The organism is Bacillus sp. FSL P2-0099 (assembly GCF_038007445.1).
Taxonomy (GTDB): domain Bacteria; phylum Bacillota; class Bacilli; order Bacillales; family Bacillaceae_G; genus Bacillus_A; species Bacillus_A mycoides.
The window spans coordinates 404,988-422,660 of record NZ_JBBOXE010000002.1; the positions used below are offsets into that span (position 1 = coordinate 404,988).

13 protein-coding genes and 6 pseudogenes are annotated in these 17,673 nt (G+C 32.2%); 3 read left to right on the forward strand and 16 right to left on the reverse strand.

Features of this window, described 5'->3' with window-relative positions:
- Positions 1–115: 115 nt before the first annotated feature.
- Together MKY90_RS29560 and hemA are read right to left on the reverse strand one after the other, a co-directional pair.
- Complete coding sequence (locus MKY90_RS29560) at positions 116–1,030, reverse strand: DMT family transporter (protein ID WP_341093674.1); 915 nt, start codon at positions 1,028–1,030, stop codon at positions 116–118.
- On the reverse strand, positions 1,027–2,259 hold the full coding sequence (gene hemA, locus MKY90_RS29565) for a 5-aminolevulinate synthase (protein ID WP_078205370.1): 1,233 nt from the start codon (positions 2,257–2,259) through the stop codon (positions 1,027–1,029). Before hemA ends, MKY90_RS29560 begins: the two co-directional genes overlap by 4 nt.
- Positions 2,260–2,635: 376 nt before the next feature.
- Between hemA and MKY90_RS29570 the strand changes: the two are divergent.
- Positions 2,636–2,755: pseudogene (locus MKY90_RS29570) on the forward strand (MFS transporter); the annotation flags it as partial.
- A gap of 532 nt (positions 2,756–3,287) precedes the next feature.
- Here MKY90_RS29570 and MKY90_RS29575 read toward each other — a convergent pair.
- The 3 genes from MKY90_RS29575 to MKY90_RS29585 form a co-directional block, all read right to left on the reverse strand.
- Positions 3,288–4,253, reverse strand: a complete 966-nt coding sequence (locus MKY90_RS29575; protein WP_078205372.1) for a tyrosine-type recombinase/integrase — start codon at positions 4,251–4,253, stop codon at positions 3,288–3,290.
- 10 nt (positions 4,254–4,263) lie between these two features.
- Complete coding sequence (locus MKY90_RS29580) at positions 4,264–4,869, reverse strand: recombinase family protein (protein ID WP_098167499.1); 606 nt, start codon at positions 4,867–4,869, stop codon at positions 4,264–4,266.
- Between the two features lie 640 nt (positions 4,870–5,509).
- On the reverse strand, positions 5,510–6,280 hold the full coding sequence (locus tag MKY90_RS29585) for a hypothetical protein (protein WP_098167467.1): 771 nt from the start codon (positions 6,278–6,280) through the stop codon (positions 5,510–5,512).
- Positions 6,281–6,853: 573 nt separating this feature from the next.
- Here MKY90_RS29585 and MKY90_RS29590 point away from each other — a divergent pair.
- Entirely contained in the window at positions 6,854–7,120 is a 267-nt protein-coding gene (locus MKY90_RS29590) for a hypothetical protein (RefSeq protein ID WP_098167466.1), read from the forward strand.
- Between the two features lie 691 nt (positions 7,121–7,811).
- On the opposite strand, the pseudogene vanY reads toward MKY90_RS29590, so the two are convergent.
- The 8 genes and pseudogenes from vanY to MKY90_RS29630 form a co-directional block, all read right to left on the reverse strand.
- Positions 7,812–8,672: pseudogene (gene vanY / locus MKY90_RS29595) on the reverse strand (VanY-A/VanY-F/VanY-M family D-Ala-D-Ala carboxypeptidase).
- Positions 8,673–8,754: 82 nt separating this feature from the next.
- Positions 8,755–9,864 carry a sensor histidine kinase gene (locus MKY90_RS29600; RefSeq protein ID WP_341093679.1) on the reverse strand — a complete coding sequence of 370 codons (1,110 nt, stop codon included), beginning with the start codon at positions 9,862–9,864 and terminating at the stop codon, positions 8,755–8,757.
- Positions 9,857–10,555 (reverse strand): response regulator transcription factor, encoded by a 699-nt coding sequence (locus MKY90_RS29605; protein ID WP_098167463.1) that lies wholly within the window; start codon positions 10,553–10,555, stop codon positions 9,857–9,859. The genes MKY90_RS29600 and MKY90_RS29605 overlap by 8 nt, the downstream gene beginning before the upstream one ends.
- An 865-nt stretch (positions 10,556–11,420) precedes the next feature.
- Positions 11,421–12,134 carry a M15 family metallopeptidase gene (locus MKY90_RS29610; protein ID WP_098167462.1) on the reverse strand — a complete coding sequence of 238 codons (714 nt, stop codon included), beginning with the start codon at positions 12,132–12,134 and terminating at the stop codon, positions 11,421–11,423.
- 157 nt (positions 12,135–12,291) lie between these two features.
- Complete coding sequence (locus MKY90_RS30525) at positions 12,292–12,633, reverse strand: hypothetical protein (RefSeq protein WP_445661561.1); 342 nt, start codon at positions 12,631–12,633, stop codon at positions 12,292–12,294.
- 107 nt (positions 12,634–12,740) lie between these two features.
- Positions 12,741–13,307, reverse strand: a pseudogene (locus tag MKY90_RS29620) (N-acetylmuramoyl-L-alanine amidase family protein); the annotation flags it as partial.
- Positions 13,308–13,309: 2 nt separating this feature from the next.
- Positions 13,310–13,581, reverse strand: a pseudogene (locus tag MKY90_RS29625) (D-Ala-D-Ala carboxypeptidase VanY); the annotation flags it as partial.
- Between the two features lie 82 nt (positions 13,582–13,663).
- Positions 13,664–13,849: pseudogene (locus MKY90_RS29630) on the reverse strand (ATP-binding protein); the annotation flags it as partial.
- Between the two features lies 1 nt (position 13,850).
- Here MKY90_RS29630 and MKY90_RS29635 point away from each other — a divergent pair.
- Positions 13,851–14,015 (forward strand): annotated as a pseudogene (locus MKY90_RS29635) (IS4 family transposase); the annotation flags it as partial.
- Positions 14,016–14,074: 59 nt separating this feature from the next.
- On the opposite strand, the gene MKY90_RS29640 reads toward MKY90_RS29635, so the two are convergent.
- The 3 genes from MKY90_RS29640 to MKY90_RS29650 form a co-directional block, all read right to left on the reverse strand.
- Positions 14,075–14,707 (reverse strand): recombinase family protein, encoded by a 633-nt coding sequence (locus MKY90_RS29640; RefSeq protein WP_098167460.1) that lies wholly within the window; start codon positions 14,705–14,707, stop codon positions 14,075–14,077.
- A gap of 646 nt (positions 14,708–15,353) precedes the next feature.
- Positions 15,354–16,349, reverse strand: coding sequence for an ETX/MTX2 family pore-forming toxin (locus MKY90_RS29645; protein ID WP_098167458.1), 996 nt, complete (start codon positions 16,347–16,349; stop codon positions 15,354–15,356).
- 479 nt (positions 16,350–16,828) lie between these two features.
- On the reverse strand, positions 16,829–17,341 hold the full coding sequence (locus MKY90_RS29650; protein WP_199663589.1) for a GNAT family N-acetyltransferase: 513 nt from the start codon (positions 17,339–17,341) through the stop codon (positions 16,829–16,831).
- Positions 17,342–17,673 lie beyond the last annotated feature (332 nt).

Sequence of the window (17,673 nt, forward strand, 5' to 3'; positions counted from 1 at the left end):
GAAATTCTGTTTAAAAAGTTAAGAAAACATATGTGAACTACAGTTATAAAATGCTTCCTTCAAATATGTGTAAAGTATAGATAGACTTTACTATGAATAAAGCCCACAGGAATTTTTAATTCCCTGGGCTTTCATTTTTCATGGTAATTCGGTTTCTATATGGTAAACGGAATCCTAGTGCGATTGCGGCTCCGGCACAACTAAATAAACAGCCAAATAATAAGTAGAGCGTGGGTGATGATTCTCCAATTGCAACAGAAGCAACGCCTCCAATTGCAGGGAAAAGTGCAACCATATAACTACTTACTGATGCACCAATACGCTCTACTAACTTAAGGTAAAACATCCATGCACCAAAGGAAGCAAATACAGTTAAAAATGCTAAAGCTCCTAGGTAAGAAACGGATGTTGGTATTGTAAAGGTTTGTTGCTGGAAAACACAAACAGCAAGTAAAAGTATAGAAGCTACAATAAAACCAACACTATTTGAATAAACAGCATTAATACCACGTCGTGCATTTCGGGCAGAAGCGGCATCCCCAATAGCTGTAAGGACTGTTCCTAACAATGCAAGTCCTATCCCTTTTAAATCACTTGTATTAGAAAATCCAGTCGTTAGTAATGGATAAACTAATATAGAAACTCCTGCAATACCAACTATTCCACCAACTAGAATTCGGGGATGAAGACGCTCACCTAAAAATACACGAAGTGCAATCGGTGTCAAAACTGTTTTCAGCGAAAACAGTAGCGTTACTAATGCAGCAGAAATCCAAATCGTAGCATAGTATAAACACAAATAACTAATAGCTAAGTTGCATACCCCAAAAGTAATGAGAGGTAAAGCGTCTTCACGAGAAGGCTTACCATCTGGACGTAACACGCATGCAAGAACAAGAAACATGAGTGCAGCCCCCACCAAACGATAAGTTAATGATAGTTCAAGACTTACTGGTGTACCTTGGATTTTCACTATAATAAAGTTCAATCCCCATACTATTAAGCAAAATATGTACATTAAAACTGTCATGCAAATGCTACCTCAGTAACCTGTGCAAAAGGAATATCAAAATAATTAAATACTTCTGTTAGTGCACCAGCTAGTTGCATGATTTGTTCCTCGGTATGATTTGGTGTGACGTTAACTCTGAAACGTTCCGTACCCACAGCAACAGTTGGTGAGTTAATAGGTTGTAAATAGACATGATGTTGTTCAAGTAAACGTTGAGCAGCAGCTTTACATTTTTTAGCATCACCAATCAGTACAGGAAGAATATGTGTCTCACTTGAATCCATGATAGGAATATTTGCTTGAGCCAGCGATTCTCTTAACATACTAGTCTTTTGATGTAGAGCATTTCGTTCACTGTCTGAAGATTTTAAGTGTTCAACACTAGCATGACAAGCTGCGACAATTGCTGGTGGTAATGAAGTCGTAAAAATGAAACCAGATGCAAAAGAACGTACAGCATCAATTAATAATGATGAGGCTGCAATATATCCTCCTATTACTCCAATCCCCTTTGCCATCGTTCCTTGAATAAAGTCTAAACGATCCACAAGACCTAGTTCAGCAGCTATTCCTGCACCACGTGGGCCATACATTCCGATTGCATGCACTTCATCAATAAAAGTTAAAGCATTATATTGTTCAGCAAGATCTATAATTTTTTCAATTGGTGAAATATCGCCATCCATTGAGTAAACGGATTCAAAAACAATAATTTTAGCTCGATCATGTGGTTGAGCTGCAAGCAATTCCTCCAAGTGTTCAACATCATTATGTCTGAATACCGCTCGTTCGACTTTTGTACTACGTATACCATTAATAATTGAAGCGTGATTGCGTTCGTCAGAGAATACCATACAATTTGGAAATAAACGAAGTAAACATTGTAATGTCGCATCATTAGAACCATATCCTGTAGGGAAAACTAAAGCCGCTTCCTTACCATGCCATTCAGCAAGTGATGATTCAAGTGCAGCATAATGATAATGTGTACCACCTATGTTACGGGATCCACCTGAACCCGCACCAAATGCTCGAATAGCATCGTGCATTGCTTCAGTAACTACGGGGTGTTGTGACATTCCTAAATAGTCATTACTGCACCAAACGACAACAGGTTCTGTATCTTTCTGACCATTTAAGTGTGCCAACGGATATTGACCTCGAATTCGATTAATTGTAACAAACTCGCGATATTGTCCACTTTCTTTTAAAGATTGTAGCTTATTGCTAATAATTTCTGTATACATAGACTTACCTCCAAGAAAATTTCACGGTCTGAGCCGTTTTGTCATTATATTCTTTCTATAAAAAAAATATTAATATGTAAAAAAATTCTAAAAATTACTTTTTCATTATAGCAATAAATTACAAAAATAGTTAATAATATGTATATTTGCATATTTTTATTTCTATCAGACTAATATTATACAAGAGGTATAGTATATGTAAATGATACTAGTGATGTTTAGATATGTTTAGATGTAACAGACTGTGCGTTGAAGAAGTATGTGAAAGTATTGTAACGAGAGGGATAAATTGCTAAGAAAGATAAATAAGAAAAAATATGCGGACCATAAAATTGTGATAATTGGAAAGCTAGTAATGGTAATCCAGCGTAGTAAATACGTCATCAAAGGGACATTTTCAATTATATTATTCTTATCTGCGCAAAGATTAGAAACATATATGTCTCAAATGGTTTTATCAGGAGAAATTCCAGCGGGGAAGGCTTCTAATATGTTATAATGCATATATAAGCATCACTAAAAAGCAACTCGACCCCAATCCGAGTTGCTTTTTATTTTTTGTGTTATGTTCCGAAAAATAACAATTAAATGAAACATGATGCTAGTTCATAAATTATGAGTTTTTAAAAATAACCCTTTTATATGAAATATTGCATATAAAAGGGCTTGTTTGTTATGTTATAATTTTAATAATAAATTATTTATCCATTAATTTATTATTATTCATATCTACGGATATGGAAACCCTAATTGCAAATAGAAAGAGAAGAGCACTGGTGGGCTCTTCTCTTTCTATTTATTTTTCTGTTTTTGGTGCAAACGAAATTTATGCGCTATATTCTCTTTTATTTTATCTTTACAACAAAAACGTAATAGCGCTATGTTACTTTTTATCATTTGAATTTGAAAAATGTCACTGTCTTTTATGCCTAGAATTCCTCGTTATTTTTCATTGTAAATCCCCTATTCATCCTTTTAATACCTGTAAATCTGTAGGTGCATAAAAATTACACATTAAGTACTCGTTTCTAATCTGTATTCACTTTGGTTTTCTTATAGTAATCGGAATATCTTTTTAAGGATAAGTGTGACTTAAATCCTATTTGTAGCATGATTTGTTCAGGGGCATTGTTCCCTTGAATACTTCTTAAAATATAGGTATTTCGAAAGTGTTGAGCAGAAATTCCCTTTCGAAGATTAGCGCGTTTCACTTCTAAACGAATCATTTTTTGTATTGAGATTTCGGTTAAAAATTTTGGTGCATCATTCTCATAGCTCCAGTGATATGTCCCCCGGGTAAAATCAAAAGCAACAAATAGTGGATCATTACTGTGATATTTAGGGCGTACAGGTTCAGGGATAATTTTATAATAATTGTATAGGTGTAATTTATCTTCTTCCTTCAAATGAATGCTCCTGTTTATTTTTGATCCTTCAAGAATGGATAAAGTATCATTTTCGAAATGAACGTGTATCATTCGTAAAGAAACAAGCTCTTTTAAAGATAATCCATAATCCAGGAGTAATGTAACGATAGAAATATTCCGCTCTAAGATCATCGGGCGTGTTGATCGTTGTTTTTCTGTAAGGCCTTCTAGTGAAGAAATAACTTCTTTTAAGTGTTTCCCTTCCTGGAAAGAAACGAAATCCTCCTTACGTAATGCGCGATTAGGTGGATCTATATGAATAACCCCTTCAATGGGGCTTGGTAAATCTAAGTATTCGTATAACCTATTCAAAACAATATATATGCGGTATATCGTTTTTTCGGAGTACTGCCGATCTTCCTTTAAATATTTGAAAAAGGCTTCAAAATCTTTTTTATAGAGTGAGCCAAAAAGATTGTTTTCAGTAATTTTTTCTGATTGGTGCAGCCATTGAATGAAACTTTCTATATCATAGATATATCGTTTAATTGTTGAAGGCTTTCTTCCTTTATTTAATAAATAAGAAGAGAAACCTTGCATTGTGTTTTGGGTCTCTTTTGTAGTCATGCTACACGTTTCACTCCTTATCCTCATACCTTTTGACTACCCTGTAAAATGTAGGACTTGTCATATTACACTTCTTCATGGCGTATAGCGCTGTGATCTTTCCTTGTTTCCAATCGTTATATGCATCGATAAATTCCTGAGTGATTTCAGCTTTCGGTCTTCCCAAATGCTTACCCTTTTTCTTTGCAGCTTCAATACCCTCGCGTTGACGAGTTTTTATTTTTGTTCGTTCTTCTTCAGCAAGCCAGGACAAGATTTGGAGTACCAAATCAGTAATAAGATTTCCTAAACTATCTTTGTATTGAGTTGTATCTAGAAGTGGCATATCTAATACGACAATATGAGCTTGTATATTTTGTGTAATATCTTTCCACTCCTGGAGGATAGCTTCTTTATTTCGGCCGAAACGGTCTAAGGAATGAATATATAAAATATCATCTTTTCTTAACATGCGTTTTACGAGTTGATATTGATCACGGTTAAAATCTTTTCCGCTTTGTTTGTCGATAAAAATATCTCGTTCGTCAGTGATGAGTTGTTTCATTGCTTCAAGCTGCCGGTCTTCATTTTGATCCCTACTACTAACTCTTATATATCCGAATTTTCTTGTATTCAAAATAAATAGACATCCTTTCAAAAGTGTTTCTAATGAAATTATAACAAATATCACTTCAAAAGGTATCAATAATTATTTAGTACTCCAAAAGTGCGTTTTTAAACCTTTTGAAGCACTAAATTCAGTAGAGTTTACAGCGCTAAAAAAGGTGTACCTTTTGAAATGGTGGTAATTGGTATTTAAATGGTTAAAACTTAAAATGAAGTTACGATGTTTCGAAGGAAGGTGGGAGGTTTTTAAAATAGATGGGGTATTTTATATATCTAATCATATAATTTTAGATAAGTTTCAATTTTTCTCAATAGGAGGAATATGGTATGCGGATTTAAAACGTAGTAAACTAAAGTTATATTTCAAATAAAGGAAGGTGGAATAAATGAATAAAAAAATCTTATGGGTAGCGTTAATTTTAAGTTTATTAAATGTAATACCATTCAATTGGTATCTCGGAACAACCTCAACAATGGTGGTATTTATCGATATGATTATTAAGTTTTCTCTATATTTCATAGGAATATTATTAGCTTTATATCTTATACAATATCTGCACTGCAAAATAAATGCAGAAAAAAAGGATGGTTAAATTAATATGCAAACAAAGACAGAGAACATTATACATGGTTCTCTGTCTTTGTTTGTATTAATTAACTATATTTGAATCTTCCCAGTATCTATCCCCACCGACACGAAGGTATAAATATTGGGTACTTGATCCACCATCTGTTCGAGAATATTTGAAATTAACTCCTCCGTATGCTGAGTATGTTGCGTTTTCCCATTGTCGGAAAATCCCTTCACCCTGTATATCGAAGTCGCCACCTGGTGCATCTATGTCGATCGCATAAATTCTACTAATCTGGTCATACGCTCCTTGATGGTTGCAGAAATCAGCTTTGAAACTTGCTTTGAAATTACTATATTTTTGGCGAAACACGGTTGCTCCTGTTAGGCAAGAATAACCTGAACCGCTTGTCCAAGTGCCGCCACTAATACTACCTTGCGGTCCAGTAATTCCTTTTATATCCTGAGGTTTAGGCTGAACCTCATTTCCCTTTTCATCGAAAAATTTCGCCTCGCTAAGATCAATACCCGATAATTCTTTTGAGCCATCTGGATATGTTGTAAGTGTAGTTGTATCATTCAATTTTTCTTTTTTTCCCAACTTTTCTTTTTCTGGATTGATATTATCAAGGACCTCACCATTGTTCACCTTCTCTATCAATCTTTCTTGAACTTTTTTATCACTGTAATTTTCTTTGATATCCTTAATTTGATAATCTTTTTCAATTTGTAAAGATTTTATTTCTTTTTTTGGACTGTCTGTTTCATTTGCAAAGGATGAAGATGCGAATGTACCAATTGATAATGATAGAGCGAGAACACTTGTCGCAAGTTTTTTTCCTATTTTCATAGTAAATCCTCCCTAATTATCCCTATATTTTGTTTTTGCCCCTTTTGCCTCTCCTTATTTTTAATGGTGAATAACCAAAAATATACAATATTTTCTTTATATTGTAAATAGAGCAATATTTCTAAAAATAATATATAATATTCAGAATAATATTAAGTGTAAATATACGGATTTTTTTGAGGTTCATGGTAAACTGTTATTAAAGAAATAAGAGTTTACCATGAACTATTTTTTTATGACATAGGAGGGTTTTTTGGGTTCTGGTGCAAAAATATTAGTTAGAAACATAGAGTAGCAATTTTCTCTTCATTTTTATCTTATGAAGCTAAGCCAAACAATTTATTAAATAAAACAAAAAAAATAGATTTAGTCAATCTTACTTGTTTAATTATCGATAGGTAGAATTATATGAATAAAAAGTCTCTTTAGATCTTCTAAAGGGACTTTTCTAGGTTTCTAGATAGATTGACTACTGATAAGTGGTGTTATGGTAACTTTATATGTGCAGGATATATAATGTTAATTAGTTTAAATATGTTAATATGGAATAAAATGTATTAAAGGAGAAGCTAGATGAAGCAAATTTGGGGCTATATTTCATTAACATGTTTAATAGTATCAATTTGTTCTTTTATTTGTTTAGTAAATGGATTTAGATTTGAACATAGTGTAATGAATCAGGTTATTTTAGTATTTGCACCATCGCTTGGGTTATTAGGAACTATGTTTTTTGGAGTACTATCTCCCGAAACAAAAGTAAGAAGAATAATGGTTTGGATTTTGAGAGGATTTACAGTTTATATTTTTCTATTTTTAATTATTAATACTGTTTTGGGATAGATCTTTTATTTATAGTTTTTTGAATGTATACTTTTGTTATATAAATTGAGGATATCAAGGGGTTTGGTAAGAAGTCAATATTTTAGGGGAGTTGAATGTAAACTAATATTCAAAAGTTTACTTTCGTTTTTCGAACCATTTACAACAAAATTTGTAATAAATTTCTCAATATAGATATACTTGTGAATTATGGTTTTAATATTCAAAATTAACAAAAATTAAAGTATAATAAAAATATGATGGTTATCACTTATGTTTACTCCTTGTGCTAAAGATAAGATCGTATTCTCCGATCTTATCTTTTTTTATTTTTAGAAATTTAATGCAAAAAAAAGAATCCTTATTATAAGGATTCTTTAACAAGAAATGACAGATATATAACAATAAAAAGAATTACTTATATTATAGTTTATATAGTAATAGTATAATATCGGGACATATTTACATAAATCCAGTATGTATTGCGTAGCAATTGTAGAAATGGCTTGTTTATAGACTAGCTGTTGCTTACTATAAATTGTGTCTAAACGTACAATTTTCTTTTTTTGATATGGTGACCCCATGCCCATCAACTTAAGAATCCTCTCTACTTCGTCATAAAGTTTTTATGTCTAAAGATAAAATAAAAAAGCCTTACCACTCAAATGTTTGAAAGTTAATGATATGGGCTTAATTTATAAAGTGTAAACTACTATTGATGAACCGTCACAATTACTCCGTCCATATTGTTCCCTGAAATTTCATAATGCTGATTTATCGGGACATTAATGGTCGTATTGTTTGAAACTTTATAATAAGAAACTTTATACTCTTTCCCCTCAACATTAGTTGAAATCTCCTTTTTTTCCTTCAGGAAATCTAAGTATTATTCTAAAGTAAATTTCTTTTCTTGCATGATTGCGCTATGAGGTAAACCGACGTAACGTATATGCCATGGCTCATATTGAATGCCTGTAATGTTACTCTTATTTTTCGGGTAGCGTAACACAAAACCGTGCTTCCACACATTTTCTTCAATCCATTTTCCTTCAGGAGCTTTCTCCATTTTCGTTTGAGTTGATCCAACGTCCAGTGATAACCCTAAATTATGTTCACTATATCCTGCTGGGAGTGCATAATCAGAGCCCATTTCTTCATATAACTGTCTTTGCTCTTGAAAATCCCGATAGCCACTACTAATCAAAAAATGATTAACATTTTCTTTTCCTGCCGCATCTATAACGTTCAAAAACTTTTTCACAATATCCTTTGATAAGCGAATATTTCTATCCAATACACCATAGCCTCTTACTAATTCACTATTTTGAGCTACATTTATAATATCAGACCTAACACTATCTTTCTTAACTGAATAATTTTTGTTAACTAATAATAAATCCCCTTTATAAATTTGTTCTTCTGTAACCTCTATCTTTTTAGTATTTGCAGATTTTTCCTTATCATCTTTTTCTGCAATTTTAACATCGATTTCCTTTTGAAATAATGGTGATATATAAAAGCCTACGCAGACTATACATAATATAAAAAGAGAAATAAATACCCACTTTTTCATTTCTAGTTCCTCCTTAACGTAACTTACGTATAGAATAGAACAAACTATTAAAATAAAAAGTGGGGTAAAGTTTAAATTTTTATTAAATTGCTTTGCTCTCTTCTTTTGGCAATCTCACTTCAAATGTTGTTCTAATTACATTGCTTTCAGCAGAAATAGTACCATTATGCTGCTCGACAATATTTTTTGCTATAAATAACCCAAGGCCTGTACCACCTTTCTGCTCCGTTCTAGCTTTATCACCTGTATAAAACACATCAAAAAGATACGGTAAATCCTCTTCTGGAATGCTATCTCCGTAATTTATAATTTGTATAACTACCTCTTCACTCTCAATATATCCGTTCACATCAACAAACTTTCCATCATACCCATAGCGAATCGCATTCGTTAAAAGATTTTCAAATACTCGGGCTAATAATTTCCCGTCACCGTTAATAGGTAAATGAGGATCCATATTCAATCTCGCCTCTAACTCCTTTTTTTCTAATAACGGATACAATTCTTCATCTAACTGTATAATCAATTCACTTATATCAATCGTTCTTTTTTCAAGCTGCAACATCCCATAATTCATTCTCGTAATTTCAAATAATTCATCAATCAAATTTTCCAGTCTTTCGGATTTCGTAAAAGCAATTTTGGAAAAATGTTTAATTTGTTCCTTCGTCAAATTCTCATCTTTGAGAATTAAATCTAAATAACCTAAAACGGATGTTAACGGCGTTCTTAAATCGTGAGCTAAGTTAACAATGAGCTGATCCTTACTATTTTCCGCAAAATCTCCTCGTTCAACTGCTTCTTTTAATTTCTCACTCGCTACATTAATTTCGCGGGCGATATATCCAAACTCATCATTGGATGAAACACGAACTTGATTTGTAAAATCACCGTTTGCAAGATGATGAATCCCATTGGAAATCTCATCAAAATATTTTAAATACGGTCTAGTAAGGAAGAAGAAAAACATAATGGATAGAGGGATAAATATAATTAAAAAGAAATTAATATCCCCAATTTGCCTTATCATTGAACGAAATTGAGCTAAGGGATCCTCCGCATAACGAACTGCTGAATTATAATAGAGCCGTAATCCCTCATACATCATATACGTTACGCCAGCAGCTAATATCATGCTTAACGCAAATAGCATAACCATCTCTGAACGAAAACCTCTCATCTTTTTAGCCATTGAAAGTATACCCTCCCCCCCAAACTGTTTTTATTAACTTATTCTTTCTTTTATCTTCCCCAAGCTTCTTCCGCAACGTACGAATGTGTACCATAACTGTATTCCCACCTTCATAATAATCATCTGCCCATACTTGCTGAAATATATTTTCCACACTGCACACTTTCTTCGGATGACTCGCTAATAAGGATAAAATATCAAATTCCTTTGGCGTTAACCCAATTTGTTCTCCGTACACATTTACTGTTCTTTGCTCACGGTCAATAACAACTCCGCCTACTTCTAAAGCGGATTTATTCTCCACTACTTTCGGCTGATTTAACGTAAGAAATCGGCGTAGTTGTGCATTTACACGCGCAACTAATTCAATTGGGGTGAAAGGTTTCATCATATAATCGTCCGCGCCTAGTACAAGACCTGTCACTTTGTCAAAATCAGACGTTTTCGCACTTAAGAAAATGATTGGCATATGATGTTTCGCACGAATCTGCCTCGTCACTTCATACCCATCCATTTTTGGCATCATAATATCTAACACAACTAAGTCGATTGACTGAGACTGAATAACTCGAATCGCCTCTTCCCCATCAGCCGCTTTCACAACATGATACCCTTCTTTTTCTAAATGTATCGCAATTAAATCAGCAATTTCCGCTTCGTCATCAGTTATTAAAATTGAAATTCGATTCATTTTACCCCACTCCTATATCATTTCGTTTCTATTCTATTGGCGTTCTAAAAAATTTGCTCATTATATATTTTCATACACCCGATTTTATACTAGTCCACTCTGCTTGTATAATAGGGAGATTCAGTTGAGATACGTTTAAAACTAGATCATAGTACTAGGGAATCTAACTTCCAGTTTAGTGATTTCATCATACATGCCCTTTAGCTTAAGCTATTTTAATACCCAAAAGTACTTAAAAACCTTTATTTTTTCTAAACAAGCTAAATTAGAAAGGATGGCATTTTTTTATCTGTCTGTTTCTATATCTGACGAGATTTTGCTAGAAATATTAGTTTTGTGCAACGGACCAGTAAGTAGCAAGTAAAAGATTTAGTCGCCTTATGTGTATGAGTGAACCGAAATGTCGCTACAACTTCTATAACCCGGTTATATAACTGTTTATGCAAAAAAGACTCCACATGTAGTATGTAAGGAGATTAACTTATGGGTTATTTACAAATAGTAGGTGGGGAATATTTGACGCTTCCATAAATAAAAAAGAATCTAGTTTAAATTAGATTCTGAATGTATCTAGGGGTTCAGCCGAGATACGTGTAAAACTAGGTCACAGAAATACATCATTTACCAATAAGTGTTTTTCGATGTTATTTGTAACATAATCGGTCGTTTTTGTTACGTTTTATATTTAAAAATATGAAATATCTTAACCGTTGAATTAGCTGTAACAAAATCAAAAATAATCCGTAACATTATTAATAAAATACCTTTTTGTTAAACTAAATCCTGATAATGGAAATATGATACAGTATGTGACCCGAAATTACATGTATCTCGGTCGAACCCCTATGTAAGGGGGATAAACAGTTTAATCTATTATGTTCAGATATTCTTCTAAGGTAATGTTTTTTTCATAAATATCTTTAGCAATTTCACCAACATATCGAATATGCCATGGTTCATATGAATAACCCGTAATGTGTTCTTTTCCTTTTAAATAACGAATAATAAAACCGGCACGATGAGCATTATTTTTTAACCAGGTTCCTTCAGCTGTGTTAGCAAATTGAGTTTCTAATGTATTATTGACACTATCCGCAGAAACATCCATCGTTAACCCTGTTTGATGTTCACTATGCCCTGGCTTTGCAGAAACTTTATCAGCTTGTAACTGACCTTGCGTCTCTACATTTCGCCTATAGACACTTTGTTGATATTTTTCAGAGCGAAAACCAGATATGGCATGTAATACTATTCCATCTTGTTTTGCTAAGAAAAATAATTTTTCCAGAGCAATAGCAGATTCTTTTCGCATATAATTTTTCTCTAGAATTTCATCAAATGAAAACTTAACATTGGGCACAATTAAATCATTAGGTCTATAATTACTTGGAAGTTTTCTATGCTTATTCACTACCACATCCACAGCATCTGGAAAGGTAATAGTTATAACCCCCCCATCACCACTTTGAATGTTCTCTTTACTTTTAGCAATATCAAATGTACTTAGGAGAAAATTACATATGCACAGGAAAAGTAAAAAATTCACCCCTACTAAGCCGCCTATTAATTTTCTATTCATTTTATCTACTCCTTATAGATACCACTTTTATAACCTGTTTCGTATCGTGATGTAACAATCTAATAAATTGCCGGGAGGTTTTTTATATAATTTCATTTTAACTATTTATTATAATTTCAAAATACATCTTACAGATTCAAAAAAAGGTAAATAAACTTTATGAAACCCCTATGAAAATAATTTTTTTATTTCTATAAATCGCTTGGCCTCCACTGGTTCCCATGACAGCAGAAATCATTCTTCTTTCACCTTGTTTTGCTGTTCCTGTAAAACAATAGCCTGCTTCATCTGTAAATCCAGTTTTTAAACCATCGATTCCTTGAAAATGCAACTTATTACTAAATGTATAGAGCATCTTATTTGTGATTTTTAAAGTTGTACCATTAAAATATTTAGGCTTGATTAATAGATTTATTATGTTTAATCTTGCCTTTACAATAAATAGATTAATAGAGAAAGATAAAATGCAGATGATGTCGAAAATAATAAAGAAATACACTATCCTGTAGACAAGAGGAAGATTTTCACTCTAAAGAATGCAACTCTTTCTATTTATATTATTGAAAGAATTGTATCTTTTCATTAATTGATTAATTACAAACAAGTTCATGCTGTAAAATATCCAATAATCCCATCAACAATACCTTTTTTTGATTTTGTTTGGAATTCTTCTGAATTCATTCGTTTCTCATCACTTTCATTCGAAGTAAATCCTAACTCAATTAAAACAGCTGGAGTTGAATTCTCCCTTAAAATAAGATAATCACTACCTTTAACGCCTCTATTTCGAGCATCTACATCTTGATTGAAAATAGCTTTTTGTATGCTCTTTGCTAATTTCTTATCTGACCATTTATTCGCTCCATAATGAGTTGTTATTCCTTGCACACTCGTATCTTCAAAAGCATCATGATGAATGATAATGTAAAGATCTGCTGAATGATTTTTAGCTATATTTACCCGTGCTTGTAATTCTTCTTTTTGCTTCGTCTCTGATAATAAGCTAGTATCCTTTTCACGTGTCAAAATGACTTTCGCATCCGTTCTCTCTTCTAACTCTTTTTTTATATTTTGGGCTACTTTTAAATTAAGATCTTTTTCTATTGTTCCATATTTCTTTCCCTTTGTTCCTCTGTCTTCCCCGCCATGACCAGGGTCAATTACAATTGTTTTCCATAGCCTCTTACTAACTCTTTATTTTGAAATAAATTTATAATATCGGATTTTATGCTATCTTTCTGAACTGGATAATCTTGATTAACTAGTAATAGATCACCTTTATAAAATTGCTTTTTTGTAATTTCTTTCTTTTCGGTATGCGTAGAAGCTACCTTATCATCTTTTTCCACTCTCTTAACCTCTACGCCATTTTGGAATAATGGTACTATATAAATCCCAGCACATACTGTGCACAATATAAAAAGCAAAAAAATACCCACTTTTTCATTTCTAGTTTCTCCTTAACCTTACTTACGTATAGGATAGAAAAAACTATTTAAATAAAAAGTGGGGTAAAGTTAAAATTTTTATTAAATTTCCACAATCTCTTCTTTCGGTAATCTCACTTCAAATACAGTTCGAATTACATTACTTTCAGCAGTGATTGTCCCATTATGCTGCTCGACAATATTTTTTGCAATAAATAACCCAAGGCCTGTACCACCTTTCTGCTCCGTTCTAGCTTTATCACCTGTATAAAACATATCGAAAAGATACGAATGCTTTAATAATGGTGCAATTAAGAAACAATGGGAATACATAAAAATTGATGTGAAACAGATTTTAAACCAACTACAGCCCGGAGAAGCATTTGAATTAAAACATGCTTATATTGGTGATAAACAACAACTGTTTGCACGTGTTATTTTTAATCGATTAACAGGGGTAGTACCAGCGTTCTTACAACTAGGGGCAAAGTAGCATTCCATATAGGAGAGATACTACTTTGCCTCTTCATATTCCTTCATTATTTTATAAAACGTGTTTTTCTTTAGCTCTAACATTTCCATAAACATAACAGCAGTGATTTCTCCACTCTTCCATTTTGAATGAGTTTCTTCTATAATATTCATTTGTTGTTTGCTTAAGGTCGAAAGAGTTACCTGAGGACGCCCTAAGTGTTTTCCTTGAGATTTAGCTACCGCAATCCCTTCAGCTTGTCTTTGATGAATTTTTTTTCGTTCTTGATCTGCAACATAAGACAACAAAGATAAAAATTGATCTTCCATTAATCGTCCCATGTCACCCATGTCACGGAATTTATGACTGTCAAACAGTGTTTCATTTTCTAAAACAACAATATCTGCTTGTAATTCCCTTGTTATGTATTTCCACTCCGCAATTACTTCATCATAATTACGCCCCATTCGATCTAAGGCGTCTATGTAAACAATATCACCTGCACTCAATATTTTTCGTAATAATTGATACTGAGGACGATCAAAATGTCGTCCACTGGCTTTATCTACAAAAATACGTCGAGCTTCCACCCCTCGTTCCATCATCTTATGTAATTGACGTTGTTCATTTTGATCTTTTGTACTTACACGTATATATCCATAAATATTTGCCACGTTTGGTATTCTCCTTACATTTGTTATCTCAATTATATCATTTTCGTTTATAAAACTATTCATACTACCTTTATAAACTTGATATTCCAATGTTTCATAGATATGGACCTACCGTTTAAAAAGGTATACCTTTTTAAACATTAAGTTTTTGAAACGAGAAAATTTGTACCTTAAGTGAATTTGAAAGTAAACTAATGGGTAAAAGTTTACTTTCGCTTCTTGAATCATTTATAGCTAATTTTGTAATAAATTTCTCAATATAGATATACTTGTTAATTATGGTTATAATATTCAAAATTAACAAAAAATAAATTATAATAAAAATATGATGGTTATTCCCTTTGTTTACTCCTTGTGCTAAAGATAAGATTGTGTTCCCGATCTTATCTTTTTTCTTTGTAGATTTTTGATACAAAAAAAAGAATCCTTATAACAAGGATTCTGCAACAGGAAATAACAAAATATAAACGATTGTAGCTCTGGTGCACAAGATAATTGAGATAGAAGAGAATTTACATTATATATTTGTAAAAGATATTTTGCGTATTGAGTATTCTGAATAAACTTTTCATACATAAATTAAAACTCCATAATAATAATCTTTTTTTATATCTCTTTACAGAAAAATATATAAATTTAGTTCTTATTATAATGGTAATCCTTTGGCTACTCTATTTTGATATTCTTTAAGGGGTAGTGTAATAGATTTATTTGGTGCATCTATTGGAGTTGCTTTAACATATATCTCAGAATAATGACCACCTTCACCGCTAAACTCAGATTGAATATCTACTACTGGTATTTGTATATTTTTATTATCTGGTTGTACATAAGATTCAAAGTTTAAATATGATGGTGTTGGTTTTGAACCATTCGTAAGTAAAGAATACACTTTTGAATTGTAAAAATTAGGACGTGATTCCTGCCACGTCCATCCATATCCATTTTGATCATAGTAGGATAGTTTCGGAACATGAACTTTTGATTTTGTTTTAAATGTTCCTGAGAAATTAGCGGCTTTCACTATACCAAAATATGTTGTGGTATAACCAGCCTTACAAATTACAGGCTGTGATTTAAATATAATTTGTTCTTCATGAGTAGATGTGTTAGAACTTGTATGAGTATAATTAAATTCAGATGAAAGTGTGATCTCTTGACCGCCTTCAGCAACAAAAGGAATTTTAACTGCTAACGTTGATTTTGAAGATACTCCTAATTTAGCCCCTTCTTGGTTTGAATAGGTAAAAGACTCTGTTGTTTTGATACTTTTTTCAGGAGAATACCATGTTTGGTCTACTAATCCATCATTTTTGTATGATAGTAGTTCTATTTGTTGTGTAGGTCCCCAACTATCAAAATGTGCTGTTATATCTAAGTTATTGACATCAGTATGATATTCGGGCTTAGATACATATTTAGTTGCAGTATTTGGATTAGCTGCAGTACCTTCTGGAGTCATTCTATCTTTTATATCTTGTGTAAACTTATCTTCATTATAAACATTATCACTCTTTGTATTAACATTTAATATTGTACTTTTTGTAGCATCTGCAAAAGAAGTAGTAGGCATACTTACTACTCCTATACTTAACATACATGCGAATGGCATCATTACAGCCATTTTTTTATATGATTTCATCAATATTCCACCTCTCTTAATAGGTTTAGCATTATGCTATTAATATATCTAATTGACAGAAAATACTCAACATTCCGTTTAATCGGTCACTATCGGATAAAATTAACTAGTTTTTTATGTTTTATTACATATATGCACCTAGAAATATGTTAATTTTTTTTGTTAATGTCATATTTAAGATAAAAAGATATATAGAAATTAAGAAATCTACTGTTAATTGTCATAAATTCTACAATGTTTTTAAATGTGTTTATCTTTCTGGCGTACCGCCAGCATTTCGGAAAAAAACCACGCTAAGACAAAAATACAATAAGCTGTCCATATGGACAGCTTATTTACATAATGATCGTTATTGGAAGTTATTTTTATAAGGAATCCACATAATCTTTTGCTTTTTGAAACTATAGCTTTGAAATAAAGTTTGATCATTTTTGTGATCTTTCCTTCATTAAAGCGCTCTTTAATTGAAAAGACATATGTTATTTCACCCAGTTATAATAAACAAAAGATAAAATTTGTCCATTCATACTAAATTCTTCATCACTTGTTGCTATATACTTAAAGCCGTTTTTTTCCAAAACTTTTTGGGAAGCTATATTATTCACTGTAGTTTTCGCCGAAATCTGTTTTATTCCTAAGTTACTTGTGGCTTCTAATAAGAGTTTCAATGCTATTTTAGCAATCCCTCTTCCGATATATGCTTTTCCCACTCTATAACCAATATGACCTAAACCTTGGGATTTTTCAATATCTACTAAGTTCATTCTTCCAAGAATTAAACCATCTTTATTCTTAATTAAATAAAAATATGATAACCCTTGAGATTGTTCATCCAACAGGGCTTTATTCCTTTTTTTGAATGTCTCGAAGTTATAGTAATCATCCCCGCGACTCGGTACCATTTCCTCAAAATAAGTTCTGTTCTCAAGTTCAAATTCAAATAATTTTTCAAAATCCACGGCATGTAATTTTTTAATTGTAATATCCATCATCATTACCACCAATTCAATGTTATTTTTTACGTAATAGTTAAATACAAAGAATACTTCCGTAATAAACCTACTATTTAGCCTAATATTATTTATTGTAAGCCTCTGTTATTTCCCCTTCGTAGCAAACCCCTCCATATTTGGAGATAGATCCAACCTGTTCTTTTTGTCATGATTCATTCACTTCTTTTTTCCTCATTGTACCATTTGAAAGAACCGATTCGCTTAGATTTTCGGATGTATATTTCATACACGCTCAGTTAACATAACGTCCCATTATCGGTAGTAAGAAAAAGGCTTCCCTATGTCTCCCTATTTTTCGCATAAAATCTTGC

Bases quoted from the DNA above. Each gene is read 5' to 3' on its own strand.
- MKY90_RS29605 (WP_098167463.1), bottom strand. From the start codon at position 10,555: ATGAATCGAATTTCAATTTTAATAACTGATGACGAAGCGGAAATTGCT.
- MKY90_RS29610 (WP_098167462.1), bottom strand. From the start codon at position 12,134: ATGAATAGAAAATTAATAGGCGGCTTAGTAGGGGTGAATTTTTTACTT.
- MKY90_RS29575 (WP_078205372.1), bottom strand. From the start codon at position 4,253: ATGACTACAAAAGAGACCCAAAACACAATGCAAGGTTTCTCTTCTTAT.
- MKY90_RS29645 (WP_098167458.1), bottom strand. From the start codon at position 16,349: ATGAAATCATATAAAAAAATGGCTGTAATGATGCCATTCGCATGTATG.
- hemA (WP_078205370.1), bottom strand. From the start codon at position 2,259: ATGTATACAGAAATTATTAGCAATAAGCTACAATCTTTAAAAGAAAGT.
- MKY90_RS29585 (WP_098167467.1), bottom strand. From the start codon at position 6,280: ATGAAAATAGGAAAAAAACTTGCGACAAGTGTTCTCGCTCTATCATTA.
- MKY90_RS29600 (WP_341093679.1), bottom strand. From the start codon at position 9,864: ATGGCTAAAAAGATGAGAGGTTTTCGTTCAGAGATGGTTATGCTATTT.
- MKY90_RS29650 (WP_199663589.1), bottom strand. From the start codon at position 17,341: ATGATGGATATTACAATTAAAAAATTACATGCCGTGGATTTTGAAAAA.
- MKY90_RS29560 (WP_341093674.1), bottom strand. From the start codon at position 1,030: ATGACAGTTTTAATGTACATATTTTGCTTAATAGTATGGGGATTGAAC.
- MKY90_RS29590 (WP_098167466.1), top strand. From the start codon at position 6,854: ATGAAGCAAATTTGGGGCTATATTTCATTAACATGTTTAATAGTATCA.